The organism is Enterobacter cloacae complex sp. 394F7 (assembly GCF_057320385.1).
Window position 1 is genome coordinate 303,224 of the sequence record NZ_JBXWCS010000001.1, and the last position, 26,805, is coordinate 330,028.

The 26,805-nt window shown below is 54.1% G+C and carries 25 protein-coding genes, 1 pseudogene and 1 other annotated feature; of the genes and pseudogenes, 20 read left to right on the forward strand and 6 right to left on the reverse strand.

Annotated elements, in window-relative coordinates; translation table 11 throughout:
* Nucleotides 1-38: 38 nt before the first annotated feature.
* On the forward strand, nt 39-686 hold the full coding sequence (gpmB, locus tag AC2FAK_RS01550; RefSeq protein WP_095455068.1) for a 2,3-diphosphoglycerate-dependent phosphoglycerate mutase GpmB: 648 nt from the start codon (nt 39-41) through the stop codon (nt 684-686).
* Here gpmB and robA read toward each other — a convergent pair.
* Nucleotides 683-1,552 carry an MDR efflux pump AcrAB transcriptional activator RobA gene (gene robA, locus AC2FAK_RS01555; RefSeq protein ID WP_013095505.1) on the reverse strand — a complete coding sequence of 290 codons (870 nt, stop codon included), beginning with the start codon at nt 1,550-1,552 and terminating at the stop codon, nt 683-685. The two genes, gpmB and robA, sit on opposite strands and share 4 nt — an antisense overlap.
* Before the next feature lie 211 nt (nt 1,553-1,763).
* Between robA and creA the strand changes: the two genes are divergently transcribed.
* Entirely contained in the window at nt 1,764-2,237 is a 474-nt protein-coding gene (gene creA, locus AC2FAK_RS01560) for a protein CreA (RefSeq protein WP_013095506.1), read from the forward strand.
* A gap of 46 nt (nt 2,238-2,283) precedes the next feature.
* Here creA and arcA read toward each other — a convergent pair whose 3' ends face one another.
* The gene (arcA, locus tag AC2FAK_RS01565; protein ID WP_003856501.1) at nt 2,284-3,000 is read right to left on the reverse strand and encodes a two-component system response regulator ArcA; all 717 of its coding nucleotides are present in this window, start codon (nt 2,998-3,000) and stop codon (nt 2,284-2,286) included.
* A 95-nt stretch (nt 3,001-3,095) separates the two neighbouring features.
* Here arcA and yjjY point away from each other — a divergent pair, with 95 nt between their 5' ends.
* The 7 genes from yjjY (at nt 3,096) to AC2FAK_RS01600 (ending at nt 9,903) form a co-directional block, all read left to right on the forward strand.
* Complete coding sequence (yjjY, locus tag AC2FAK_RS01570) at nt 3,096-3,236, forward strand: YjjY family protein (protein WP_001541509.1); 141 nt, start codon at nt 3,096-3,098, stop codon at nt 3,234-3,236.
* 399 nt (nt 3,237-3,635) lie between these two features.
* On the forward strand, nt 3,636-4,322 hold the full coding sequence (locus tag AC2FAK_RS01575; RefSeq protein ID WP_095455067.1) for a tRNA/rRNA methyltransferase: 687 nt from the start codon (nt 3,636-3,638) through the stop codon (nt 4,320-4,322).
* Nucleotides 4,323-4,533: 211 nt separating this feature from the next.
* Nucleotides 4,534-4,602, forward strand: a complete 69-nt coding sequence (gene thrL / locus AC2FAK_RS01580) for a thr operon leader peptide (RefSeq protein ID WP_015572623.1) — start codon at nt 4,534-4,536, stop codon at nt 4,600-4,602.
* Nucleotides 4,541-4,658: a sequence feature (Thr leader region), on the forward strand. It overlaps the preceding gene by 62 nt.
* A 24-nt stretch (nt 4,659-4,682) precedes the next feature.
* Entirely contained in the window at nt 4,683-7,145 is a 2,463-nt protein-coding gene (gene thrA / locus AC2FAK_RS01585) for a bifunctional aspartate kinase/homoserine dehydrogenase I (RefSeq protein ID WP_095455066.1), read from the forward strand.
* Nucleotide 7,146: 1 nt separating this feature from the next.
* Nucleotides 7,147-8,076: a homoserine kinase gene (gene thrB / locus AC2FAK_RS01590; RefSeq protein WP_083021538.1), complete on the forward strand. Its 930-nt coding sequence runs from the start codon at nt 7,147-7,149 to the stop codon at nt 8,074-8,076.
* A 3-nt stretch (nt 8,077-8,079) separates the two neighbouring features.
* On the forward strand, nt 8,080-9,366 hold the full coding sequence (thrC, locus tag AC2FAK_RS01595; protein WP_013095511.1) for a threonine synthase: 1,287 nt from the start codon (nt 8,080-8,082) through the stop codon (nt 9,364-9,366).
* A gap of 243 nt (nt 9,367-9,609) precedes the next feature.
* Entirely contained in the window at nt 9,610-9,903 is a 294-nt protein-coding gene (locus AC2FAK_RS01600) for a DUF2502 domain-containing protein (RefSeq protein ID WP_095455065.1), read from the forward strand.
* A gap of 32 nt (nt 9,904-9,935) precedes the next feature.
* Here the strand turns inward: AC2FAK_RS01600 and yaaA are convergent, their stop codons facing one another.
* A complete protein-coding gene (gene yaaA / locus AC2FAK_RS01605; protein ID WP_013095513.1) occupies nt 9,936-10,709 on the reverse strand; it encodes a peroxide stress protein YaaA in 774 nt (257 codons plus the stop codon).
* A gap of 66 nt (nt 10,710-10,775) precedes the next feature.
* Nucleotides 10,776-12,206 carry an alanine/glycine:cation symporter family protein gene (locus AC2FAK_RS01610; protein WP_029882677.1) on the reverse strand — a complete coding sequence of 477 codons (1,431 nt, stop codon included), beginning with the start codon at nt 12,204-12,206 and terminating at the stop codon, nt 10,776-10,778.
* Between the two features lie 262 nt (nt 12,207-12,468).
* Between AC2FAK_RS01610 and tal the strand changes: the two genes are divergently transcribed.
* The 3 genes from tal (at nt 12,469) to AC2FAK_RS01625 (ending at nt 15,565) form a co-directional block, all read left to right on the forward strand.
* Nucleotides 12,469-13,422: a transaldolase gene (gene tal, locus AC2FAK_RS01615; protein ID WP_013095515.1), complete on the forward strand. Its 954-nt coding sequence runs from the start codon at nt 12,469-12,471 to the stop codon at nt 13,420-13,422.
* Between the two features lie 110 nt (nt 13,423-13,532).
* A complete protein-coding gene (gene mog, locus AC2FAK_RS01620; RefSeq protein ID WP_013095516.1) occupies nt 13,533-14,120 on the forward strand; it encodes a molybdopterin adenylyltransferase in 588 nt (195 codons plus the stop codon).
* A gap of 122 nt (nt 14,121-14,242) precedes the next feature.
* Entirely contained in the window at nt 14,243-15,565 is a 1,323-nt protein-coding gene (locus AC2FAK_RS01625; RefSeq protein ID WP_020688467.1) for an MFS transporter, read from the forward strand.
* On the opposite strand, the gene satP is transcribed toward AC2FAK_RS01625, so the two are convergent.
* Nucleotides 15,542-16,108 carry an acetate uptake transporter gene (satP, locus tag AC2FAK_RS01630; RefSeq protein ID WP_013095518.1) on the reverse strand — a complete coding sequence of 189 codons (567 nt, stop codon included), beginning with the start codon at nt 16,106-16,108 and terminating at the stop codon, nt 15,542-15,544. The two genes, AC2FAK_RS01625 and satP, sit on opposite strands and share 24 nt — an antisense overlap.
* A gap of 297 nt (nt 16,109-16,405) precedes the next feature.
* Between satP and dnaK the strand changes: the two genes are divergently transcribed.
* The 4 genes from dnaK (at nt 16,406) to nhaR (ending at nt 21,857) form a co-directional block, all read left to right on the forward strand.
* Nucleotides 16,406-18,319 carry a molecular chaperone DnaK gene (dnaK, locus tag AC2FAK_RS01635; RefSeq protein ID WP_013095521.1) on the forward strand — a complete coding sequence of 638 codons (1,914 nt, stop codon included), beginning with the start codon at nt 16,406-16,408 and terminating at the stop codon, nt 18,317-18,319.
* 87 nt (nt 18,320-18,406) lie between these two features.
* Entirely contained in the window at nt 18,407-19,552 is a 1,146-nt protein-coding gene (gene dnaJ / locus AC2FAK_RS01640; protein WP_014830600.1) for a molecular chaperone DnaJ, read from the forward strand.
* 173 nt (nt 19,553-19,725) lie between these two features.
* Nucleotides 19,726-20,901 (forward strand): Na+/H+ antiporter NhaA, encoded by a 1,176-nt coding sequence (gene nhaA / locus AC2FAK_RS01645; protein WP_095455064.1) that lies wholly within the window; start codon nt 19,726-19,728, stop codon nt 20,899-20,901.
* Nucleotides 20,902-20,957: 56 nt separating this feature from the next.
* Nucleotides 20,958-21,857 carry a transcriptional activator NhaR gene (nhaR, locus tag AC2FAK_RS01650; RefSeq protein ID WP_020688469.1) on the forward strand — a complete coding sequence of 300 codons (900 nt, stop codon included), beginning with the start codon at nt 20,958-20,960 and terminating at the stop codon, nt 21,855-21,857.
* A gap of 57 nt (nt 21,858-21,914) precedes the next feature.
* On the opposite strand, the gene rpsT is transcribed toward nhaR, so the two are convergent.
* Nucleotides 21,915-22,178, reverse strand: coding sequence for a 30S ribosomal protein S20 (rpsT, locus tag AC2FAK_RS01655; RefSeq protein WP_003856458.1), 264 nt, complete (start codon nt 22,176-22,178; stop codon nt 21,915-21,917).
* A 101-nt stretch (nt 22,179-22,279) separates the two neighbouring features.
* Here rpsT and AC2FAK_RS01660 point away from each other — a divergent pair.
* The 4 genes and pseudogenes from AC2FAK_RS01660 to lspA all read left to right on the forward strand — a co-directional run bounded on the left by AC2FAK_RS01660 (nt 22,280) and on the right by lspA (nt 26,794).
* A pseudogene (locus AC2FAK_RS01660) lies at nt 22,280-22,498 on the forward strand (DUF2575 domain-containing protein).
* 7 nt (nt 22,499-22,505) lie between these two features.
* Nucleotides 22,506-23,432 (forward strand): bifunctional riboflavin kinase/FAD synthetase, encoded by a 927-nt coding sequence (ribF, locus tag AC2FAK_RS01665; RefSeq protein WP_020688470.1) that lies wholly within the window; start codon nt 22,506-22,508, stop codon nt 23,430-23,432.
* 45 nt (nt 23,433-23,477) lie between these two features.
* On the forward strand, nt 23,478-26,294 hold the full coding sequence (gene ileS, locus AC2FAK_RS01670) for an isoleucine--tRNA ligase (protein WP_095455063.1): 2,817 nt from the start codon (nt 23,478-23,480) through the stop codon (nt 26,292-26,294).
* Nucleotides 26,294-26,794, forward strand: coding sequence for a signal peptidase II (gene lspA / locus AC2FAK_RS01675; protein WP_013095527.1), 501 nt, complete (start codon nt 26,294-26,296; stop codon nt 26,792-26,794). Before ileS ends, lspA begins: the two co-directional genes overlap by 1 nt.
* Nucleotides 26,795-26,805: the final 11 nt, after the last annotated feature.

The following is a 26,805-nucleotide window of genomic DNA, read 5'->3' on the forward strand; positions in this document are numbered from 1 at the left end:
ATTCAAAAAAACTCATCGCAGTATAACGGAAAAAAAGCATGTTACAGGTATACCTTGTTCGCCACGGTGAAACGCAGTGGAACGCCGAGCGACGTATTCAAGGCCAGTCCGACAGTCCTCTCACTGAAAAGGGTGTGCAGCAAGCGTGGCAGGTGGCAGAACGTGCCAGAACGCTGGGCATTACCCATGTCATCACCAGCGATTTAGGTCGCACGCAGCAGACGGCGCGCATTATTGCTGATGCCTGTGGTTGTGATGTGCTGCTTGAACCGCGCCTGCGAGAGCTGGATATGGGGGTGCTCGAAAAACGCCATATCGATACGCTGACGGAAACGGAAGAGGGCTGGCGCCGCACGCTGGTTAACGGTACCGAAGATGGCCGTATCCCTGAGGGCGAATCCATGCAGGAGCTGAGCGTGCGTATGCATGCTGCGCTGGCGGAATGCCTGAAGCTGCCCACCGGAAGCCGTCCACTGCTGGTGAGTCACGGGATTGCGCTGGGATGTCTGGTCAGCACCATTCTGGGGTTACCGGCCTATGCGGAGCGCCGTTTGCGTCTGCGCAACTGCTCTATTTCCCGTATCGATTATCAGGAAAGCGCGTGGCTGGCGTCGGGATGGGTCGTTGAGATGGCAGGGGACATTTCGCATCTTGATGCCCCTGCACTGGATGAACTACAGCGCTAACGACGGATCGGGATTAAGAATTCCATCCGCAGATTAATGGGGCCTTCTTCCGGTTTCGCATCACTTGCCGGGTAGTAGCGCTCAATATCCTGACCTTTACGGCGATTCAGGTTCAGCATAGGCATGCATGTTCCGTAAACGGTCAGGATGAATTCCTGTACGCCCGTTCCCAGCCCTTCGTAGGAGAACATCACATACTCTCCGCCTTCCAGCACGACCGGTTTAGAGCCCTGAATATAGCCATTGGCCATCTCCGGCGTTAACGCGGTGGTGTAGAACACCTCCTGCTCGTCGTCTTTTTCCTGGCTTGGATGCGTTTCGTTGAGACCATACAGGATAGGCGGGATCGCCGGGGCATGGCTCAGGAAGTCGCGCCAGAACTGAACGCGCATTTGATGGCGGAACTCAGAAATCTGCTCCAGAGAACAGGTGTAGCTCTGTGTCGTACCGATCAAATGGGTTTCCGGCAGGGTAATGATTTCGTACTTCGGCATGGCGAACTCGCCCAGACGCAGCGGCGGGCGCATACCGTATGAGCTCCAGTCAGGTGAACGGCGATATAGTGCTGGCGTCAACGAGAACTGTTTTTTAAAGGCTCGGGTGAACGTTTGTTGCGAATCGAAACGATACTGCAGGGCAATATCAAGAATGGGCCGCGCGGTCAGGCGTAAGGCCACCGCAGATTTAGATAAACGACGTGCGCGAATATAGGCACCGATAGCATGACCGGTGACATCCTTGAACATCCTTTGCAGATGCCACTTGGAATAGCCTGCTTTAGCCGCCACATTATCCAGTGACAAAGGCTGGTCAAGATGACCTTCCAGCCAGGTTAGCAGGTCGCGAATAATTCCAGCCTGATCCATATACTATCCTCATCCTTAAAACAGCAGGTGCCTGATAACAGGTTAGCGGATAATAGCATTTTTTGATGTTTTAGCATTCAGTGTTTTTTTTGCTCATTAATGCTTTTTGTCCTGCGTTTTGGGTGAATATATTCTAATCCTGTGATCTTGCTACATTTTTGTCTAACGTGTTGAATAATCGCTCAACGTAATATTAAGAAATGGTAACAATATGAAATATAAGACATTGCTCTTAACAGCCTTACTGCTGATAGCGGGCCGCGCGGCGCAGGCGGAACAGATTGGTTCTGTCGATACCGTGTTTAAAATGTTTGGGCCGGACCACAAAATTGTGGTGGAGGCGTTTGACGATCCGGATGTGAAAAACGTCACCTGCTACGTTAGCCGGGCAAAAACCGGGGGGATAAAAGGCGGTCTGGGGCTGGCCGAGGATACATCCGATGCGGCCATCTCCTGCCAGCAGGTCGGGCCGGTTGAACTGAGCGAGAAAATCAAAAACGGCAAAGCGCAGGGGGATGTGGTGTTCCAGAAACGGACGTCGCTGGTCTTCAAAAAGCTGCAGGTGGTGCGTTTTTACGATGCTAAACGTAACACCCTGGCCTACCTTGCTTACTCCGACAAAGTAGTGGAAGGCTCACCGAAAAACGCGATTAGCGCGGTGCCGATTATGCCATGGCGGGAATAAAAAAAACGGCGCTTTCGCGCCGTTTTTTATGGTGTTGACTGCGGGATCACTCCTGCAGGTCACCGCAGAAACGATAGCCTTCACCGTGAATTGTGGCGATGATTTCCGGCGTATCTGGCGTAGATTCGAAATGTTTACGAATACGACGGATGGTCACGTCTACAGTACGGTCGTGTGGCTTCAGCTCACGGCCGGTCATTTTCTTCAGCAGTTCTGCACGGGACTGAATTTTGCCCGGGTTTTCACAGAAGTGCAGCATCGCGCGGAATTCACTGCGCGGCAGTTTATACTGCTCACCGTTCGGGCTGATCAGTGAACGGCTATTGATATCGAGTTCCCAGCCGTTGAATTTGTAGCTGTCTACGCTACGACGCTCTTCGCTGACGGTGCCCAGGTTCATGGTGCGGGACAGCAGGTTGCGTGCACGAATGGTTAACTCGCGTGGGTTAAACGGTTTGGTGATGTAGTCATCCGCACCGATTTCCAGGCCAAGGATCTTATCAACTTCGTTATCACGGCCTGTCAGGAACATTAATGCGACGTTCGCCTGTTCACGCAGTTCGCGCGCCAGCAGAAGGCCGTTTTTACCTGGCAGATTGATATCCATAATGACCAGGTTGATATCATTTTCAGAAAGGATCTGATGCATCTCTGCGCCATCGGTCGCTTCAAAGACATCGTAGCCTTCTGCTTCGAAAATGCTCTTCAACGTGTTGCGTGTTACCAACTCGTCTTCAACGATAAGAATGTGCGGGGTCTGCATGTTTGCTACCTAAATTGCCAACTAAATCGAAACAGGAAGTACAAAAGTCCCTGACCTGCCTGATGCATGTCGCAAATTAACATGACCGGGCTAACGTGACTAAAGTACGTAATTGCGTTCTTGATGCACTTTCCATCAACGTCAACAACATCATTAGCTTGGTCGTGGGTACTTTCCCTTTGGACCCGACAGTGTCAAAAACGGCTGTCATCCTAACCATTTTAACAGCAACATAACAGGCTAAGTGACACCTGACACCCAATAAAACTACGCTTCGTTGACATATATCAAGTTCAATTGTAGCACGTTAACAGTTTGATGAAATCATCATAGCTAAATGCTAGCCTTTGTCACAATTTTTCAATAAACCAACTAGTTGCGGATCTTGATTGATAAACGTTACGAATCCAACTTAAATCGCGTATTCACCCTGTCATTATCATTATAAAACATAAGGATAATCAGGTTCTGTTAACATTCTAAATGATTGTTCAGCTACAAAATAGTTTAGCGCTTTTAATTTGTTATGAAACGCTATTTCGGTGATTTGTGTTGCAAAATTGTAAATTCGCGCCGCGTAATATGTTGACGCGCATCACATTAATCCCCGCTAACTGATTAAAAAGAGAGCATAAATGCATCTGTCGATTGTACTGGTCGCGCCAGCCAGAGCTGAAAATATAGGCGCTGCGGCGCGTGCCATGAAGACCATGGGGTTCACCGATTTGCGTATTGTGGACAGCGCTGCTCACCTGGAACCCGCGGCGCGTTGGGTGGCGCACGGGTCGGGCGATATTCTTGATAATATAACCACTTACGACACGCTCGCCGACGCGCTGCACGATATTTCGTTTACCGTTGCGACCACGGCGCGCAGTCGGGCGAAGTTCCACTATTACGCCACGCCAGCGGAACTGGTACCGATGCTGAGCGAGAAAAGCCAGTGGCTGGAAAAAGCGGCGCTGGTGTTTGGGCGGGAAGATTCAGGATTAACAAACGACGAACTGGCGCTCGCGGATGTGCTGACGGGGGCTCCGATGGTCGCGGATTATCCGTCCCTGAATTTAGGCCAGGCGGTGATGGTCTATTGCTATCAATTAGCGTCCTTAATACAAATTCCCCAACCGCCAGCGGTGGGTACCGACGAAAACCAACTGGCCGCGCTGCGTACGCGCGTTGACTACCTGCTGATGCAACTTGGCGTGGCGGATGACCAAAAAATGGCTGACTGGCTGCAGCAGCGTCTTGGGCGCCTGGAGCAGCGCGATACGGCAATGCTGCACCGTTTGCTGCACGATATCGAAAAAAAATTAGCCGAGTAAAATGCTGCCATAATTTTTTACTATGGCGTAAGCGTCTGACGTTAAGGGTTGCCTCTGGCGGAATCGGATGAAAATAAATCTGCACGCAGCGGGACGTAAGAATCCGCTGAATTGTGATCAAATTAAAAATTCATTGACTTAAGGTGCCCGATCCTTTAACCCTAAAAGAATACAGCACAGACAGATAATAATGACAGAGTACACAACATCCATGAAACGCATCAGCATCACCACCATTACCACAACCATCATCATTACCACAGGTAACGATGCGGGCTGACGCGTACAGGAAAAACAGAAAAAAGCCCGCACCTGAACAGTGCGGGCTTTTTTTTCGGCTAAAGGAAACGAGGTAGAACCATGCGTGTGTTGAAGTTCGGCGGTACATCAGTGGCAAATGCAGAACGCTTTCTGCGTGTTGCCGATATCCTGGAGAGCAACGCCAGGCAGGGACAGGTCGCGACCGTTCTCTCTGCGCCGGCAAAAATCACTAACCACCTGGTGGCGATGATTGAAAAGACCATTGGCGGTCAGGATGCACTTCCGAACATTAGCGATGCCGAGCGTATCTTCGCCGAGCTGCTTCAGGGGCTGGCGGAGGCACAGCCAGGTTTCCCGCTCGTACAGCTGAAAGTCTTCGTAGAACAAGAATTTGCCCAGATTAAACATGTGCTGCACGGTATCAGCCTGCTGGGTCAGTGCCCGGACAGCATCAACGCGGCGTTAATTTGCCGCGGTGAGAAACTCTCTATCGCCATCATGGCGGGCCTGCTGGAAGCGCGCGGGCATCACGTCACGGTGATTGATCCGGTTGAAAAACTGCTGGCGGTAGGCCACTACCTCGAATCCACCGTTGATATTGCTGAATCAACCCGCCGCATCGCTGCGAGCAAAATTCCTTCTGACCATATGATCCTGATGGCGGGCTTCACCGCCGGCAATGAAAAGGGTGAACTGGTGGTGCTGGGCCGTAACGGCTCTGATTACTCTGCTGCCGTGCTGGCCGCCTGTTTACGCGCGGACTGTTGCGAGATCTGGACTGACGTTGACGGCGTATACACCTGCGACCCGCGCCAGGTACCGGACGCCAGGCTGCTGAAGTCGATGTCTTACCAGGAGGCGATGGAGCTTTCCTACTTCGGCGCGAAAGTGCTTCACCCTCGTACCATCTCCCCCATTGCCCAGTTCCAGATCCCTTGCCTGATTAAAAATACCGGTAACCCGCAAGCGCCTGGCACGCTGATTGGCGCCAGCACAGACGAAGATGGCCTGCCGGTGAAAGGCATCTCCAACCTCAACAACATGGCAATGTTCAGCGTCTCCGGGCCTGGTATGAAAGGGATGGTTGGCATGGCGGCGCGCGTGTTTGCCGCAATGTCACGCAACGGGATCTCTGTGGTGCTGATCACCCAGTCCTCATCGGAATACAGCATCAGCTTCTGCGTGCCGCAGGGTGACTGTCTGCGCGCCCGTCGTGCGCTGGAAGAAGAGTTCTATCTGGAGCTGAAAGAAGAGCTGCTGGAGCCGTTATCCATTCAGGAACGTCTTGCGGTTATCTCCGTGGTTGGCGACGGTATGCGCACGCTGCGCGGTATCTCCGCCAAGTTCTTTGCCGCGCTGGCGCGCGCCAATATTAATATCGTGGCGATTGCCCAGGGCTCATCCGAGCGTTCTATTTCGGTGGTGGTTGATAACGATGACGCGACTACCGGCGTACGCGTGGTTCATCAGATGCTGTTCAACACCGATCAGGTGATTGAGCTGTTCCTGATTGGCGTGGGCGGTGTTGGCGGTGCGCTGCTAGAGCAGGTGAAGCGTCAGCAGGAGTGGCTGAAGAAGAAGCATATCGATCTGCGCGTCTGCGGGATCGCCAACTCAAAAGCGCTGTTGACCAACGTCCATGGACTGAACCTGGAAAACTGGCAGGCCGAGTTGAACGAGGCAAAAGAGCCGTTCAACCTTGGGCGTCTGATCCGTCTGGTGAAAGAGTATCACCTGCTGAACCCGGTGATTGTCGATTGTACGTCGAACCAGGCGGTTGCCGATCAGTACGCGGACTTCCTGCGCGAAGGCTTCCACGTGGTCACGCCGAACAAAAAGGCCAACACCTCGTCGATGGATTACTATCACCAGCTGCGTCTGGCGGCGAGCAAATCGCGCCGCAAGTTCCTGTACGATACCAACGTGGGGGCGGGGCTGCCGGTTATCGAAAACCTGCAGAACCTGCTGAACGCGGGCGACGAACTGCAACGTTTCTCCGGCATTCTCTCCGGCTCGCTGTCCTTTATTTTCGGTAAGCTGGATGAAGGGATGAGCCTCTCAGAAGCAACCCGCGCCGCGCGTGAACTGGGCTACACCGAGCCGGATCCGCGTGACGATCTCTCCGGTATGGACGTGGCGCGCAAACTGCTTATTCTGGCGCGCGAAACGGGCCGTGAGCTGGAGCTTTCCGATATCGTGATAGAACCCGTGCTGCCGGCTGAATTTGACAGCAGCGGTGACGTCAGCGCCTTTATGGATAATTTACCGCAGCTGGATGACGCTTTTGCCGCACGCGTGGCGAAAGCCCGTGATGAAGGTAAGGTATTGCGCTATGTTGGCAACATTGAAGAAGATGGCGTGTGCCGGGTGAAGATTGCCGAAGTCGATGGCAACGATCCGCTGTACAAAGTCAAAAACGGCGAAAACGCCCTGGCGTTTTACAGCCACTATTATCAGCCATTGCCGCTGGTGCTTCGCGGCTATGGCGCAGGGAACGATGTTACGGCGGCGGGTGTGTTTGCCGATCTGCTGCGTACCCTGTCATGGAAGTTAGGAGTTTAACATGGTCAAAGTTTATGCCCCGGCTTCCAGCGCCAATATGAGCGTCGGGTTTGATGTGCTGGGTGCGGCGGTGACGCCGGTGGACGGTTCACTATTGGGCGATACGGTCACGGTGGAAGCAGCAGAAAGTTTCAGCCTGAATAACATGGGACGTTTTGCCAGCAAGCTGCCGTCCGAACCGCGCGAGAATATTGTTTATCAGTGCTGGGAGCGCTTCTGTCAGGAGATCGGGAAAAACGTGCCGGTCGCCATGACGCTGGAAAAAAGTATGCCGATTGGCTCTGGCCTGGGGTCAAGTGCCTGCTCTGTTGTGGCCGCGCTGGTGGCGATGAATGAGCACTGTGGCAAACCCCTGAACAATAGCCGTCTGCTGGGGTTAATGGGTGAGCTGGAAGGCCGCATCTCTGGCAGTATCCACTACGATAACGTCGCGCCGTGTTTCCTCGGCGGTATGCAGTTGATGATCGAAGAAAATGGCATCATCAGCCAGCAGGTGCCAGGGTTTGATGAGTGGCTGTGGGTACTGGCCTACCCGGGTATCAAAGTGTCTACCGCGGAAGCGCGTGCGATCCTGCCTGCGCAGTATCGTCGTCAGGACTGCATCGCCCACGGGCGTCACCTGGCAGGCTTTATTCACGCCTGTTATACCCGTCAGCCACAGCTGGCGGCGAAATTGATGAAAGATGTGATTGCCGAACCGTATCGTACGAAGTTGCTGCCTGGCTTTAATGAGGCGCGACAGGCATCGCTTGATATTGGCGCGCAGGCGTGCGGCATCTCCGGCTCCGGCCCGACGCTGTTCGCCCTGTGCGATAAGCCAGACACCGCGCAGCGCGTGGCCGACTGGCTCTCTAAACACTACCTGCAAAATCAGGAAGGCTTTGTTCATATTTGCCGTCTGGACACGGCTGGCGCACGAGTACTGGGATAACGAATGAAACTCTACAATCTGAAAGATCATAACGAGCAGGTCAGCTTCGCGCAGGCGGTGACTCAGGGACTGGGCAAAAATCAGGGGCTGTTCTTCCCTCACGATCTCCCTGAATTCCAGCTGACCGACATTGATGAGCTGCTGAAGCAGGACTTTGTCACGCGCAGCACAAAAATTTTGTCTGCGTTTATCGGCGACGAAATCCCGCAGGAGTTGCTGGAAGAGCGCGTACGTGCGGCGTTCGCCTTCCCGGCACCGGTTCAGCAGGTTGAGCCGGATGTGGGCTGTCTGGAGCTGTTCCACGGCCCAACGCTGGCGTTTAAAGACTTCGGCGGCCGCTTTATGGCGCAGATGCTTACCCACATCAGCGGCGACAAGCCGGTCACCATTCTGACCGCCACCTCCGGGGATACCGGTGCTGCCGTGGCGCATGCTTTTTACGGTCTGAAGAACGTCCGCGTGGTGATCCTCTATCCGAAAGGCAAGATCAGCCCACTCCAGGAAAAACTGTTCTGCACCCTCGGCGGCAACATTGAAACCGTGGCGGTAGATGGCGACTTCGATGCCTGTCAGGCACTGGTGAAACAGGCCTTCGATGATGAAGAGCTGAAAGCCGCGCTGGGGCTCAACTCTGCTAACTCCATTAACATCAGCCGCCTGCTGGCGCAGATTTGCTACTACTTCGAAGCGGTTGCCCAACTGCCGCAAGAGGCGCGTAATCAGCTGGTGGTATCGGTACCGAGCGGAAACTTTGGCGACCTGACCGCGGGCCTGCTGGCGAAATCCCTCGGGCTGCCGGTGAAACGCTTTATTGCGGCGACCAACGCCAACGACACCGTGCCACGCTTCCTGAAAGACGGTAAATGGGCGCCGAACGCGACCCAGGCGACGCTCTCTAACGCGATGGACGTGTCACAGCCAAACAACTGGCCGCGCGTGGAAGAGCTGTTCCGCCGTAAAGTGTGGCGTCTGGGCGATCTGGGCTATGCGGCGGTCACCGATGAAACCACCAAAAGCACTATGCGTGAGCTGAAAGCGGTGGGGTATACCTCTGAACCGCATGCGGCGATTGCTTACCGTGCGCTGCGCGACCAGCTGAATCCTGGCGAGTATGGCCTGTTCCTGGGGACGGCGCATCCGGCAAAATTCAAAGAGAGCGTGGAAGAGATTCTGGGTGAAACGCTACCGCTGCCGAAAGAGCTGGCGGATCGCGCTGACCTGCCGCTGCTCTCTCATGAGCTGCCAGCGGATTTTGCCGCGCTGCGTAAGCTGATGATGACTCGAGCGTGATTTTTTGCCCGGTGGCGCTGCGGTTACCGGGCCTACAACGATCTCAATCGTAGGCCGGGTAAGCGAAGCACCACCCGGCTTTTTTGTGAAGAAATTAAGGAGAAAAATAGCAGGGAAAAAGCAGAAATTCCCAATAAATGCGGTCACTTAGCGTTTAGGATTGCAGAGAATAACATCCCCGGTTCCCCTCACGTAATCTCCTTACATCAGCCCACGTTGGGCAAGAATCATAAGGAGTCACCGATGTCTAAACTGAAACCTGCGCTGATTGCGCTTTCACTGATGCTGGTCGCTCCCATGGCGGTACAGGCATCCGAAATCACCCTGGTTCCGGCGGTCAAACTGCAGATTGGCGATCGGGATAATAACGGCCATTACTGGGACGGCGGCCGCTGGCGCGACCATGACTGGTGGAAGGCGCATTATGAGTGGCGCGATAACCACTGGCGTCCATATGATGAGCATCGCGATCGTGACGATCGTCATGACCACCGCCACGACGATCACCGACCAGGCCCGGACTGGAAGCATCACTAATACAAACCCCGCCAGCAGGCGGGGTTGTTTTTTTACTGTTCGTGGCGCTTAAACACCAGTTCCCCTTTCCCTGACGCTTCCTCGTCAAAGAAATACCCCTCGCTGTTGAATCCGGTGAGCTGCTCTGGCTTCGTCAGGCGGTTTTGAATGATGTAGCGGCTCATCAGGCCACGCGCTTTTTTGGCATAAAAGCTGATGACCTTGAACTTGCCGTTTTTCTCATCAAGGAAGACCGGTTTAATAATTTCCGCATCGAGCTTTTTCGGCTTCACCGATTTGAAGTATTCATCGGAGGCGAGGTTAATCACCACGTTATCCCCCTGCGCGTGCAGGGCTGCGTTCAGCTTATCGGTGATAATGTCGCCCCAGAAATGGTACAGATCTTTGCCTTTGGCGTTTTCCAGGCGGATGCCCATCTCCAGACGATAGGGCTGCATCAGATCCAGCGGGCGCAGCACGCCGTACAGGCCTGAAAGCATACGCAGATGCTGCTGGGCAAAATCGAAATCGGCTTCGCTGAACTCTTCTGCCTGCAGGCCGGTATAGACATCGCCCTTGAATGCCAGAAGCGCCTGGCGCGCATTCGCAGGAGTAAAGTCAGGATGCCACTCATGGAAGCGGGTCGCGTTGAGATCGGCGAGCTTATCACTGATGCTCATCAGCGAGGCGATTTGCGGCGCGGAGAGCTTACGCGCCTCGTGAATCAGCTGTTGCGAGTAGTCCAGCAGTTCAGGCTGGGTATAACGCTCGGTCGCGAGCGGGCTCTGGTAGTCGAGCGTTTTTGCAGGTGAAATCAGAATCAGCATATCCAGTCCTTGCAGGAAATTTAAGGCGACTTTAGCAAAAAATCGCCCTGAATTGATCGATAGCTGTTATTGCCGCGGCAAATCATCCCACGTGCCGGGCGCAATCTGCGACTTGATTTCGGGGTAGCGCGAGGCGTCAAACACAGGCGGAACCCCCAGCTTGCGCTGGCGAAGGTAGTCCCGGGCGATGAGGGTAACCACGGGCGAGAGCAGCAAAATCGCCGTCAGGTTGGTGATCGCCATCAGCGCCATAATCACGTCCGCCAGTTGCCAGACCACCGGCATGCTAAGCAGAGAACCCACGATGACCATCAGCAACATGCCCAGGCGCAACAGGTTGAGCATGGGGCGAGAGTTGAGCTTCAGGAAAATGAGGTTGTTCTCGGCGTAAAGGTAATTGACGACCATCGAGCTGAAGGCGAACAACAGCAGAATGAGCGAAACAAATCCCGCTCCCCAGCCACCGGTAAGGTTCACCAGCGCCTGCTGAAGAAGCTGTATCCCGCCGGCTTCCGTTGAGTGAGAGATTGGGCCTGCCAGCAGCAAGATCATGGCGCTGGAGGAGCAGATAATAATCGTGTCCGTGAAGACGCCAATCATTTGCACAATGCCTTGCGCGGCCGGGTGAGGGGGCCAGGAAGCGGCCGCCGCCGCGGCATTGGGGGTAGACCCCATTCCGGCTTCGTTAGAGAACATACCGCGTTGAAAACCCGCCATCAGCGCCTGGCTAAAGGTATAGCCCAGCGCACCCGAAGCCGCTTCACGCCAGCCAAAGGCGCTGCTGAAAATGGTCGCAATCACATCCGGCACCTGGTCGATATGCAACGCAGCGACAAGCAGACTGGCCGCAACCCAGAGCAAGGCCATAATGGGAACTAGCCACTGCATCAGGCGGGCTGTACCCTTAAGACCGGTAGAGATGGTCAGCAGTATGCAGAGGGCTAACCCCGCGCCGGTGAGCCATTCCGGACAGGCGAAGGCATAGCGCAGGGCATGGGCGACAGAATTTGCCTGGACGGTGTTGAAAATCAGGCCATAGGCGACGAGTAAGAAAAGTGAGAACAGCACGCCCATCCAGCGCATCCCTAAGCCGCGCGCCATGTACCAGGCAGGGCCACCGCGAAACTGGCCATGATGATCTTTTTCTTTGTAGAGCTGGGCGAGAGAGCATTCGGCAAAGGACGTTGCCATGCCGATAATTGCCGTCACCCACATCCAGAAAACCGCCCCCGGCCCACCGGCGCTGATAGCCAGCGCGACCCCCGCCAGGTTACCGCTGCCAAGCCGTGCCGCAAGGCTGGTGCACAGCGCCTGGAACGAGGTTAATCCACCGGGTTGTGGCGTGACGCTGTTTTTCAGACTTCTGCCAAATTTGCGGATATAACGAAACTGGATAAAACCGCTGCGTAACGTAAACCATATACCTGCTGCCAGAAGCAGGTATATCATTATCGAACCCCAGAGCACTTCGTTAATAAAGAAAAAGAAATCAGGCATTAACGTCCCTCATGTTGATGCCAGGGTAAGGATGTAAGCACTACCACATATTGGGCGTACTGTTACGTAGCTGCCTCTTAATATTCCGAGTTTATCATACATTGGCTAAGCGCACTGTCTGCGGTTGCGCTACCCCTCTGTCGTGTTATCATCAGGGCAGACCGGTTACATCCCCCTAACAAGTAAACCTGTCATTTTTCCGCTGCAGGCATGCTGTCGGTAGCGTGAATTATCCAGGGCACGTTAAAAGAGAAACACTATCATGACGGATAAATTGACCTCCCTTCGTCAGTTCACCACTGTCGTAGCTGACACCGGAGATATCGCGGCAATGAAGCTGTACCAGCCGCAGGATGCCACAACTAACCCTTCTCTGATCCTTAACGCCGCGCAGATCCCTGAGTATCGCAAACTGATTGACGACGCCGTGACCTGGGCGAAAGCACAGAGCAACGACCGCGCGCAGCAGGTTGTGGATGCCACTGATAAACTGGCAGTGAACATCGGTCTGGAGATCCTTAAACTGGTTCCTGGCCGCATCTCTACCGAAGTGGATGCGCGTCTCTCCTACGACACCGAAGCGTCTATCGCGAAAGCCAAACGTCTGATCAAAATGTATAACGATGCGGGTATCAGCAATGACCGTATCCTGATCAAACTGGCTTCTACCTGGCAGGGTATCCGCGCTGCTGAACAGCTGGAAAAAGACGGTATCAACTGTAACCTGACGCTGCTGTTCTCCTTCGCGCAGGCGCGTGCATGTGCGGAAGCGGGCGTATACCTGATTTCTCCGTTCGTGGGTCGTATTCTGGACTGGTACAAAGCCAATACCGACAAAAAAGAGTACGCCGCGTCTGAAGACCCAGGCGTGATTTCCGTGACTGAAATCTACGAATACTACAAACAGCACGGTTATGAGACCGTTGTTATGGGCGCAAGCTTCCGTAACGTCGGCGAAATCATCGAACTGGCTGGCTGTGACCGCCTGACCATCGCACCAGCGCTGCTGAAAGAGCTGGCTGAAAGCGAAGGTACCATCGAGCGTAAACTGTCTTACACCGGTGAAGTGAAAGCGCGTCCAGAGCGTATCACTGAATCCGAGTTCCTGTGGCAGCACAACCAGGATCCAATGGCGGTAGACAAACTGGCTGACGGTATCCGTAAGTTTGCTATTGACCAGGAAAAACTGGAAAAAATGATCGGCGATCTGCTGTAATCATTCTGCGTGACCGGGCTCCCGGTCACGCGACTTCTTTCGTACTCTGTCTGAAATTCCCCTCTGCGTGTATCATTCCCTTTAATCAGTACTTTTTGAATGGAATGGATATGAATACCTTACGCATCGGCTTAGTGTCGATTTCTGACCGCGCCTCAAGCGGTGTTTATCAGGATAAAGGCATCCCTGCTCTTGAAGAGTGGCTGGGTAGCGCGCTGACCACCCCGTTTGAAATCCAGACCCGCCTGATCCCGGACGAACAGCCGATCATCGAGCAGACGTTGTGTGAGCTGGTGGATGAGATGAGCTGCCACCTGGTGCTGACCACCGGCGGAACCGGTCCTGCACGTCGTGATGTGACACCAGATGCTACGCTTGCTATAGCTGACCGTGAAATGCCGGGCTTCGGTGAACAGATGCGCCAGATTAGCCTGCACTTTGTTCCAACGGCGATCCTCTCCCGTCAGGTGGGGGTGATTCGCAAGCAGGCGCTGATCCTGAATCTGCCGGGCCAGCCTAAGTCGATCAAAGAGACGCTGGAAGGGTTAAAAGCGGATGACGGCAGCGTGATCGTCCATGGGATCTTTGCAAGTGTACCGTATTGTATACAGCTGCTGGACGGGCCGTATGTCGAAACCGACGACAAAGTAGTAGCAGCATTTCGTCCTAAAAGCGCACGCCGCGAAACAATCTCCTGAAAATAACCATTATGTGACATTAGCTGAAGCTGCTGTGGTGTGCTAAAAGTTTTACGGTATAGTAATTTTTTCTTTACGATGGCTGTAATAATAATTCCACAACACACGCTAAATGGTTCGCTATGTCACATAACACCCGACCTCTGAATCGACAGGACTACAAAACTCTTACGCTCGCGGCCCTGGGCGGCGCGCTGGAGTTTTACGATTTCATCATCTTTGTTTTCTTTGCCGCCGTGGTGGGGGAGTTGTTCTTCCCGGCGGATATCCCGGAATGGCTGCGTCAGGTGCAAACCTTCGGTATTTTTGCTGCCGGGTATCTGGCGCGTCCTCTTGGTGGGATTGTGATGGCGCACTTTGGCGATCTTGTCGGGCGCAAAAAGATGTTTACCCTCAGTATCCTGCTGATGGCCGTGCCGACGTTGGCCATTGGTCTGCTGCCAACCTACGCCTCGATGGGCATTCTCGCCCCGTTATTGTTGCTGCTGATGCGTATTCTTCAGGGGGCGGCCATCGGCGGTGAAGTGCCGGGGGCGTGGGTGTTTGTCGCGGAGCATGTTCCGGCGCGCCGCATTGGTATCGCCTGCGGAACCTTAACCGCGGGGCTAACGGTGGGGATTTTGCTCGGTTCCGTGGTCGCGACAATTGTGAATACCAGCATGACGCAACAGGCCGTACACGACTGGGGCTGGCGTCTGCCGTTCCTGCTGGGCGGGGCGTTTGGCCTGGTGGCGATGTACCTGCGCCGTTGGCTCCAGGAGACACCGATTTTCCTCGAAATGCAGCAGCGCAAAGCGCTGGCACAAGAGTTGCCCGTTAAAGCCGTCGTGGTGCGTCATAAAAAAGCGGTGGTGGTGTCGATGCTGCTGACCTGGTTGCTCTCGGCAGGCATTGTGGTGGTGATTTTGATGTCGCCGGTCTGGCTGCAAAAGCAGTATGGCTTTGCCCCGGCGGTGACCTTACAGGCGAACAGTATCGCCACGGTTATGCTCTGCTTCGGCTGCCTGGCCGCCGGGCTGGCTGCGGATCGTTTCGGTGCTAGCGTAACCTTTATCGTTGGCAGCCTGTTACTGGCGGGCTCAAGCTGGGCGTTTTACCATCTGGCCGGGAGTCATCCTGAACAGCTGTTCCTTTTATACGGCGTGGTAGGGCTGTGCGTTGGCGTGGTGGGGGCGGTGCCTTATGTGATGGTTCGGGCCTTCCCGCCAGAAGTCCGCTTCACCGGCATCTCATTCTCATACAATGTTTCATATGCCATCTTCGGTGGACTGACGCCGATTGCGGTTACGGTATTGATGGGCGTGTCACCGCTGGCACCTGCCTGGTATGTGCTGGCGTTGTCGCTGATGGGGCTGGTGTTGGGGATTTGGCTTCGCCAGATGGGAGAATGTCGTGCCCGCGAGGCGGACACGACAGAGGGATCAGTGTTTTTCACCAATCGGTAAAATGGTGCGGTCAAACTGCTCGTTCAGCACTTCACCCATTGCCAGGTAGATAGCGCTTGCGCCGCAAACCAGACCAATCCAGCCTGCAACGTGAACGATGCCTTCGTTGTCCACCAGATGACCAATCGCCAGCAGGGCGAACAGCACGGTCAGGCTCAGGAAGACAAACTGCAGTGCGCGGTTACCCTTGAGGGTGCCAAAGAACATGAACAGGGTGAAGACACCCCACAGGCCCAGGTAAACGCCCAGGAAATGGGCGTTTGCCGCCTCTGCCAGGCCCATTTTAGGCATCAGCAGAATGGCGACCAGGGTCAGCCAGAAGGAACCGTAAGAGGTAAAGGCGGTTAAGCCGAAGGTATTGCCTTTCTTATATTCCAGCAGGCCCGCGAAGATTTGCGCGATACCGCCGTAAAAAATGCCCATCGCCAGGATAATGCCATCCATCGGGAACATCCCGATGTTGTGCAGGTTCAGCAGAATGGTGGTCATGCCAAAACCCATCAGGCCCAGCGGAGCCGGATTAGCCAACTTAGTGTTGCCCATAAGTCCTCAAAAAAATCATCATTAATATGGTGAAATGGTTAAACCCGCGACAGTACTCCCTGAAGGGGCGCGGCATCATAATGGGCGCAAACGATGCCGTCTATGATCTCGTCAGGGTGAAATTAAAATTTTTTTTATCCTTCCCCCCTTGATGGATGACGTTGCGACCCCATCTTGTAAGCAACCGCAGTGTGTGGACCTGAAAAAAATCAAATCTGGGCAGTTGAAAAAGCACGTTCTGCCCTTATTACAGGTACACAACCACATGTTGACTGAATTTTTAGTGGAGACGTTTAGATGGGTAAAATTATTGGTATCGACCTGGGTACTACCAACTCTTGTGTAGCGATTATGGATGGCACTACTGCACGTGTGCTGGAGAACGCCGAGGGCGATCGCACCACGCCTTCTATCATTGCCTATACCCAGGATGGTGAAACTCTGGTTGGTCAGCCGGCTAAACGTCAGGCAGTGACGAACCCGCAAAACACCCTGTTTGCGATTAAACGCCTGATTGGCCGCCGCTTCCAGGACGAAGAAGTTCAGCGTGACGTTTCTATCATGCCTTACAAAATCATCGCAGCAGATAACGGCGATGCATGGCTTGATGTGAAAGGCACCAAAACAGCACCACCTCAGATCTCTGCAGAAGTGCTGAAAAAAATGAAGAAAACCGCAGAAGATTACCTGGGTGAGCCGGTAACTGAAGCTGTTATCACCGTTCCTGCGTACTTCAACGATGCTCAGCGTCAGGCAACTAAAGATGCTGGCCGTATCGCAGGTCTGGAAGTAAAACGTATCATCAACGAACCAACCGCTGCTGCTCTGGCTTACGGTCTGGATAAAGAAGTTGGCAACCGTACTATCGCGGTTTACGACCTGGGTGGTGGTACCTTCGATATCTCTATTATCGAAATTGACGAAGTAGACGGCGAAAAAACCTTCGAAGTTCTGGCAACCAACGGTGATACGCACCTGGGTGGTGAAGACTTCGATACCCGTCTGATCAACTATCTCGTTGACGAATTTAAGAAAGATCAGGGCATTGACCTGCGTAACGACCCGCTGGCTATGCAGCGCCTGAAAGAAGCCGCTGAGAAAGCGAAGATCGAACTCTCTTCCGCTCAGCAGACCGACGTGAACCTGCCGTACATTACTGCAGACGCGACCGGTCCTAAGCACATGAACATCAAAGTGACCCGTGCGAAACTGGAAAGCCTGGTAGAAGACCTGGTGAACCGTTCTATCGAGCCATTGAAAGTTGCACTGCAGGATGCTGGCCTGTCCGTGTCTGATATCAACGACGTTATCCTCGTTGGTGGCCAGACCCGTATGCCAATGGTTCAGAAGAAAGTGGCTGAATTCTTTGGTAAAGAACCACGTAAAGACGTTAACCCGGATGAAGCAGTGGCAATTGGTGCTGCGGTTCAGGGCGGCGTGCTGACCGGTGATGTTAAAGACGTTCTGCTGCTGGACGTTACCCCACTGTCTCTGGGTATCGAGACCATGGGTGGCGTAATGACGGCGCTGATCAGCAAAAACACCACCATCCCAACCAAGCACAGCCAGGTGTTCTCTACCGCTGAAGATAACCAGTCTGCGGTAACCATCCATGTGCTGCAGGGTGAGCGTAAGCGTGCGTCTGATAACAAATCTCTGGGTCAGTTCAACCTGGATGGTATTAACCCGGCACCACGCGGCATGCCGCAGATCGAAGTGACCTTCGATATCGATGCCGACGGTATTCTGCACGTTTCCGCGAAAGACAAAAACAGCGGTAAAGAGCAGAAGATCACCATTAAGGCCTCTTCCGGTCTGAACGAGGAAGAGATCCAGAAAATGGTTCGTGAAGCGGAAGCCAACGCGGAATCTGACCGTAAGTTCGAAGAACTGGTTCAGACCCGTAACCAGGGCGACCATCTGCTGCACAGCACCCGTAAGCAGGTTGAAGAAGCCGGCGATAAACTGCCAGCGGAAGACAAAACTGCTATCGAAGCTGCACTGAGCGCGCTGGAAACGTCTCTGAAAGGCGAAGACAAAGCGGATATCGAAGCGAAGATGCAGGAGCTGGCACAGGCTTCTCAGAAGCTGATGGAAATCGCTCAGCAGCAGCATGCCCAGCAGCAGGCAGGCGCTGACGCTTCAGCGAACAACGCGAAAGACGACGACGTTGTCGACGCTGAGTTCGAAGAAGTTAAAGACAAAAAATAATCGCCCTGATGCAGGGTAATTAATCGGCACGGGCGTAGGAGAACTCTCCACGCCCGTGCTCGCATGTTAAGGGGCTTAAAAAAACCAATGGCAAAGCAAGACTATTACGAGATTTTAGGCGTTCCGAAAACTGCGGAAGAGCGTGAAATCAAAAAGGCGTATAAGCGCCTGGCCATGAAATTCCACCCGGATCGCAACCAGGGTGACAAAGAGGCTGAAGCTAAATTTAAAGAGATCAAAGAAGCCTACGAAGTCCTGACCGATGCACAAAAACGTGCGGCCTATGACCAGTACGGTCACGCAGCCTTTGAACAGGGCGGCATGGGTGGCGGTGGATTCGGTGGCGGCGGCTTTGGCGGCGGCGCTGATTTCAGCGATATCTTTGGCGATGTTTTCGGCGATATCTTCGGTGGTGGCCGCGGTCGTCAACGCGCAGCGCGTGGTGCGGATCTGCGCTACAACATGGAGCTGACGCTGGAAGAGGCCGTTCGCGGTGTCACCAAAGAGATCCGTATCCCGACGCTGGAAGAGTGTGACGTTTGCCATGGCAGCGGTGCGAAAGCGGGTACGCAGCCACAAACCTGTCCAACCTGTCACGGTTCCGGTCAGGTGCAGATGCGTCAGGGCTTCTTCGCCGTCCAGCAGGCGTGTCCGCACTGTCATGGTCGTGGGACGCTGATTAAAGATCCATGCACCAAATGCCACGGCCACGGTCGCGTTGAGAAAACCAAAACCCTGTCCGTTAAAATCCCGGCTGGCGTAGATACGGGCGACCGCATCCGTCTGGCAGGTGAAGGCGAAGCAGGTGAGCACGGCGCACCAGCAGGCGATCTGTACGTTCAGGTGCAGGTGAAACAGCACGCTATCTTTGAGCGTGAAGGCAACAACCTCTACTGTGAAGTCCCGATCAACTTTGCTATGGCAGCGCTCGGTGGCGAAATTGAAGTGCCTACACTGGATGGGCGCGTGAACCTGAAAATCCCAGGCGAAACGCAGACCGGTAAGCTGTTCCGCATGCGCGGTAAAGGCGTGAAATCCGTTCGCGGTGGTGCGCAGGGCGACCTGCTGTGCCGCGTGGTGGTTGAAACCCCGGTTGGCCTGAACGACAAGCAGAAACAGCTGTTAAAAGAGCTGCAGGAAAGCTTTGGCGGCCCGACGGGTGAGAAAAACAGCCCACGCTCCAAAAGCTTCTTCGATGGCGTCAAAAAATTCTTCGATGATTTGACCCGCTAAATCGTTAGCTGGTAACTATCCTTTAAAAACCCGGAAGCGATTCCGGGTTTTTTATTTCTTGTTCGAAAGCTCGGTTAAACTGAGTATATATTCAATATTAATCTGTTTTTACCGATTTGTTTGCGCTGATATTATGGTTTTATCGAGGTATTGTTGTAAAAGAGAGAATTAACGTGAAATTACTACACCGTTTCTTTAGCAGTGAAGCATCCGGCGGCGTGATCCTGATTATTGCTGCTGCGGCCGCGATGCTGCTCGCCAACATGGGCATGACGCGCGATCTCTATCACGCATTTCTGGAAACGCCCGTCGAGCTTAAGGTCGGCGCGCTGGAAATTAACAAGAACATGCTGCTGTGGATCAACGATGCGCTGATGGCGGTGTTCTTCCTGCTGGTGGGACTTGAGGTGAAACGTGAGCTGGTGATGGGCTCGTTAGCCAGCCGCCAGCGCGCAGCGTTTCCGGTGATCGCCGCCATTGGCGGGATGGTCGTTCCGGCGCTGCTCTTCCTCGCGTTTGCCTGGCAGGATCCTGTCGCGCGTGACGGGTGGGCGATCCCGGCGGCAACGGATATCGCGTTTGCGCTTGGCGTTTTAGCGTTGCTCGGGAGCCGGGTTCCGGTTGCACTGAAAATCTTCCTGATGGCGCTGGCGATCATTGATGACCTGGGGGCTATCGTCATTATCGCGCTGTTCTACACCAGCGATCTGTCGATTCTGTCGCTGAGCGTGGCAGCAGGGGCGATTGCAGTCCTGGCGCTGTTGAACATTTTCAATGTCCGTCGCATTGGAATTTACATCCTTGTGGGGATGGTGCTGTGGACGGCGGTGCTGAAATCGGGTGTCCATGCCACGCTGGCCGGGGTGATCGTCGGCTTCTTTGTGCCGCTTAAGCCGCAGGAGGGTAAATCACCGGCCAAACAACTGGAGCATGTGCTGCACCCGTGGGTCGCCTTTATGATCCTGCCACTGTTTGCGTTTGCCAACGCGGGCGTTTCTCTGGGAGGGGTTACGCTGGAGGGGCTCACTTCCGTGCTGCCGCTGGGTATTATTGCCGGGCTGTTTATTGGTAAACCGCTGGGGATCAGCCTGTTCTGCTGGCTGGCGCTGAAGCTTAAGCTGGCATCGTTGCCGAACGGCACAACATTTGGTCAGATTATGGCGGTCGGCGTGCTGTGCGGTATCGGATTTACCATGTCGATCTTTATCTCGACGCTGGCGTTTGGTGCAAACGCGCCTGAGCTGATTATCTGGGCAAAACTCGCCATTCTTATCGGTTCATTACTGGCCGCAGTTATTGGTTATATCTTATTGAAGGTGAAGTTGTCCGGGCAGGCCGTCCAGGCATAACGGAAAACCGGGAGGAGGTCATTCTTCTCCCGATACACTCAGGGAGAGAAGACGCGATGTCTCATTTGAATTACAACCATCTTTATTACTTCTGGCATGTTTACAAACAAGGCTCGGTGGTAGGGGCGGCAGAAGCTCTTTTTCTGACGCCACAAACTATCACCGGGCAAATCAAAGCTCTGGAAGAACGCCTGCAAGGCAAGCTGTTCAAGCGTAAAGGACGTGGCATAGAGCCAAGCGAGTTGGGTGAACTGGTTTTTCGCTATGCGGACAAGATGTTTACCCTGAGCCAGGAGATGCTGGATATTGTCAACTACCGCAAAGAGTCTAATTTGCTGTTTGACGTGGGCGTGGCGGATGCCCTCTCGAAACGGCTGGTGAGCGGCGTGCTGGATGCGGCGGTGGTTGAAGACGAACAGATCCATTTGCGCTGTTTTGAATCCACACACGAAATGCTGCTGGAGCAGTTGAGCCAGCATAAACTGGATATGATTATCTCGGATTGCCCCATCGACTCCACGCAGCAGGAGGGGCTGTTCTCAGTCAAGATTGGTGAATGCGGGGTAAGCTTCTGGTGCATCAACCCGCCTCCGGAAAAACCGTTCCCTGCCTGTCTGGAAGAACGCCGCTTGCTGGTGCCGGGAAGGCGCTCCATGCTGGGGCGTAAGCTGCAGAACTGGTTTAACTCTCAGGGGCTGAACGTGGAGATCCTGGGTGAGTTCGATGATGCAGCACTGATGAAAGCGTTTGGTGAGGCGCACAACGCAATCTTTGTTGCGCCGACGCTGTACATGCACGATCTCTATTCAGATAACAAGATTACCGAGATTGGCAGAGTCGATAACGTCATGGAGGAGTACCACGCCATCTTCGCCGAAAGGATGATTCAACACCCGGCGGTGCAGCGTATCTGTAACCGCGACTACTCGGCGCTGTTTACCCCGCCAGCAAACTGAAGGTATAAAAAAACCCGCGTTAAGCGGGTTCTTTAAACAAGCAACAACAAGCGGCGATTAAGCCAGTTTGTTGATCTGCGCGGTCAGGTTTGCTTTATGACGCGCTGCTTTGTTTTTGTGGATCAGACCTTTAGCAGCCTGACGATCCACGATTGGTTGCATTTCGTTAAATGCGTTCTGCGCTGCAGCTTTGTCGCCAGCTTCGATTGCTGCGTATACTTTCTTGATGAAAGTACGCATCATAGAGCGACGGCTTGCGTTGTGCTTACGAGCCTTTTCAGACTGAACGGCACGTTTCTTAGCTGATTTGATATTAGCCAAGTCCAACTCCCAAATATGATCTATGTGGACAATTCAAAGGCCGAGGAATATGCCCTCTTTGCCTTCTTTTGTCAATGGATTTGTGCAAATAAGCGCCGTTAATTAGCGACGCTACGTTACGTAGTGATGGCGCAGGATTCTACCAGCTTGTCTTTCGTGAATACAGCTTTTCGGCATAAAAATCGCAGTTCCCGGACAGATTTTTTTGCTGTGAAAGGTCAGCATGATGAAATCATTACGGCTTTCTGTTTTGTGCAGACAATCGTCGGTTAACCTTAATCGCTGTACAAGGTATACTTTGGCGATTTTCACTGTTTTGAGCCAGACATGAAGCTGATACGCGGCATACATAATCTCAGCAAAGCCCCCCACGGGTGCGTGCTGACCATTGGTAATTTCGACGGCGTGCATCGTGGGCATCAGGCGCTGTTGCAGGGATTGCGTAAAGAAGGGGAGGCGCGTGGCCTGCCCGTGGTAGTGATGATTTTCGAGCCGCAGCCGCTGGAACTGTTCGCGGGCGATAAATCGCCTGCCCGACTTACTCGCCTGCGCGAGAAGTTGCGCTATCTGGCACAGTCCGGTGTGGACTACGTATTGTGTGTCCGTTTTGATCGTCGTTTTGCCGCGCTGACAGCACAAAATTTCGTCAGCGACCTGTTGGTCAAGCGCCTTGGCGTGCAGTTTCTCGCCGTGGGTGATGATTTCCGCTTTGGCGCTGGTCGTCAGGGCGATTTCTTGCTATTACAGAAGGCTGGCCTGGAATATGGTTTTGACGTCACCAGCGCGATGACCTTTTGCGAAGGTGGCGTGCGCGTCAGCAGTACGGCGGTTCGCCAGGCGCTGGCCAATGATGAACTGGAGACCGCAGAGAATTTGCTGGGGCATCCGTTTACCATTTCTGGTCGTGTGGTTCATGGCGATGCGCTGGGCCGTACGATAGGTTTCCCGACGGCGAATATACCGCTGCGTCGTCAGGTCTCCCCGGTTAAAGGGGTATATGCGGTGGAAGTGGCTGGACTGGGCGAGAAGCCTTTTTACGGTGTCGCCAATATTGGCACACGTCCTACAGTCGCCGGTGTGCGACAGCAGCTGGAAGTGCATCTGCTGGACGTTGTAATGGACCTCTACGGTCGCCATATAGATGTCATACTGCGTAAAAAAATACGCAATGAGCAGCGATTTGCCTCGCTGGATGAACTAAAAGCGCAAATCGCGCGAGATGAATTAACGGCCCGCGAGTTTTTTGGGCTTTGAACCCGGCTTAAATGCCTACGTGATAAATACGGAACCGAGAATCTGATGAGTGACTATAAATCAACCCTGAATTTGCCGGAAACAGGGTTCCCGATGCGCGGCGATCTCGCCAAGCGCGAACCGGGAATGCTGGCGCGTTGGACCGATGATGACCTGTACGGCATCATTCGTGCAGCCAAGAAAGGCAAAAAAACCTTCATTCTGCATGATGGCCCTCCATATGCGAATGGCAGCATTCATATTGGTCACTCTGTAAACAAGATTCTGAAAGACATTATCGTGAAGTCCAAAGGACTCGCGGGATATGACTCGCCTTACGTTCCGGGTTGGGACTGCCACGGTCTGCCGATTGAACTGAAAGTTGAGCAGGAATTTGGTAAGCCGGGTGAGAAATTCACCGCGGCGGAATTCCGTGCGAAATGCCGTGAATACGCGGCCACTCAGGTTGACGGCCAGCGTGCAGACTTTATTCGTCTGGGCGTGCTGGGCGACTGGTCGCATCCGTACCTGACCATGGACTTCAAAACCGAAGCCAACATCATCCGTGCGCTGGGTAAAATCATCGGCAATGGCCACCTGCACAAAGGCGCGAAGCCGGTGCACTGGTGCGTAGACTGCCGTTCTGCGCTGGCAGAAGCAGAAGTTGAGTATTACGACAAAACCTCGCCTTCAATCGACGTGGCCTTCGAAGCGGTCGATCAGGATGCGATCAAAGGTAAATTCGGCCTGCCGGGCGTAAGCGGCCCGATCTCGCTGGTTATCTGGACCACCACCCCATGGACGCTGCCAGCTAACCGTGCGATCTCCCTCTCCGGTGAGTTCGAATATGCACTGGTTCAGATTGACGGTCAGGCGCTGATCCTGGCGAAAGATCTGGTGGAAAGCGTGCTGAAACGCGCGAACATCACCGACTACAACGTGCTGGGCACCGTGAAGGGCGACGCGCTGGAGCTGATGCGTTTCAAACACCCGTTCCTGGACTTCGACGTTCCGGCGATCCTGGGCGACCACGTGACGCTGGAAGCCGGTACCGGTGCAGTACATACCGCCGGTGGTCACGGTCCTGACGACTACAACATCAGCCTGAAATACGGTCTGGAAATCGCGAACCCGGTTGGTCCGGACGGCTCATACCTGCCAGGTACGTATCCATCGCTGGACGGTATCAATGTCTTCAAAGCGAACGACATCATTGTGGAGATGCTGCGTGAGCGCGGCGCGCTGTTGCACGTTGAGAAAATGCAGCACAGCTACCCGTGCTGCTGGCGTCACAAGACGCCGATCATCTTCCGTGCGACCCCACAGTGGTTCGTCAGCATGGATCAGAAAGGCCTGCGCGAGCAGTCTCTGAAAGAGATCAAAGGCGTGCAGTGGATCCCGGACTGGGGCCAGGCACGTATTGAATCCATGGTGGCTAACCGTCCTGACTGGTGTATCTCCCGTCAGCGCACCTGGGGGGTGCCGATGTCGCTGTTCGTGCATAAAGAGACGCACGAACTGCACCCGAACACGCTGGAACTGATGGAAGAAGTGGCGAAGCGTGTTGAAGTTGATGGCATTCAGGCGTGGTGGGATCTCGATGCTCGCGATATCCTGGGCGCTGACGCGGACAACTACGAGAAAGTGCCAGATACTCTGGACGTGTGGTTCGACTCCGGGTCTACTCACGCCTCCGTGGTTGACGTGCGTCCTGAGTTTGCCGGTCACGCGGCTGATATGTATCTGGAAGGTTCTGACCAACACCGTGGCTGGTTCATGTCATCCCTGATGATCTCCACCGCCATGAAAGGTAAAGCACCTTACCGTCAGGTTCTGACCCACGGTTTCACCGTTGATGGTCAGGGCCGTAAGATGTCCAAATCTATCGGTAATACCGTTTCTCCGCAGGATGTGATGAACAAACTGGGCGCAGACATTCTGCGTCTGTGGGTGGCATCTACCGACTATACCGGCGAAATGGCGGTATCAGATGAGATCCTGAAACGTGCTGCTGACAGCTATCGTCGTATTCGTAACACCGCGCGCTTCCTGCTGGCGAACCTGAATGGTTTCGATCCGGCAAAAGACATGGTGAAACCGGAAGAGATGGTGGTGCTGGATCGCTGGGCGGTAGGCTGTGCGAAAGCGGCGCAGGAAGATATCGTTAAGGCATATGAGTCTTACGATTTCCATGAAGTGGTGCAGCGCCTGATGCGCTTCTGCTCCATCGAGATGGGCTCGTTCTATCTCGACATCATTAAAGACCGCCAGTACACCGCGAAAGCGGACAGCGTGGCGCGTCGTAGCTGCCAGACTGCGCTGTATCACATCGCAGAAGCACTGGTGCGCTGGATGGCGCCAATTATGTCCTTCACCGCGGATGAAATCTGGGGCTACCTGCCAGGTGAGCGTGAGAAGTATGTCTTCACTGGCGAGTGGTACGAAGGTCTGTTCGATCTCTCCAGTACCGAAGCGATGAACGATGCCTTCTGGGACGAGCTGCTGAAAGTGCGTGGCGAAGTGAACAAGGTCATCGAACAGGCGCGTGCAGACAAGAAAGTCGGTGGTTCTCTGGAAGCGGCAGTGACCCTGTACGCAGAACCTGAGCTGGCGGCCAAACTGACGGCGCTGGGCGATGAATTACGATTTGTCCTGTTGACTTCCGGTGCGAAAGTTGCGGATTATGCCGACGCTTCTGCTGATGCTCAGCAGAGCGAACTGCTTAAAGGACTGAAAATCGCACTGAGCAAAGCCGAAGGTGAGAAGTGCCCGCGCTGCTGGCACTACACCACCGATGTCGGCCAGGTGGCGGAACACGCAGACATCTGCGGACGCTGTGTAAGCAACGTCGCCGGTGACGGCGAAAAACGTAAGTTTGCCTGATGAGTAAAACTCTCTGTTCAACAGGACTGCGCTGGCTGTGGCTGGTTGTGGTGGTGCTGATTATTGATCTGGGCAGCAAGTTCCTGATCCTCCAGAACTTTGCTCTGGGGGATACGGTTCCGCTGTTCCCGTCGCTTAACCTGCACTATGCGCGTAACTACGGTGCGGCGTTTAGCTTCCTTGCTGACAGCGGTGGCTGGCAGCGCTGGTTCTTTGCGGGTATTGCTATCGGTATCTGTGTGGTGCTGGCGGTGCTGATGTACCGTTCGAAAGCGACACAAAAGCTGAACAACATCGCCTATGCGCTGATCATTGGCGGCGCGTTAGGTAACCTGTTCGATCGCCTGTGGCATGGCTTTGTGGTCGATATGATCGACTTCTACGTCGGCGACTGGCACTTTGCGACCTTTAACCTCGCCGATAGCGCAATTTGTATCGGTGCGGCGTTAATCGTGCTGGAAGGTTTCTTGCCGAAACCCGCCGCGAAAGAGCAGGCTTAATTGTAAATGCC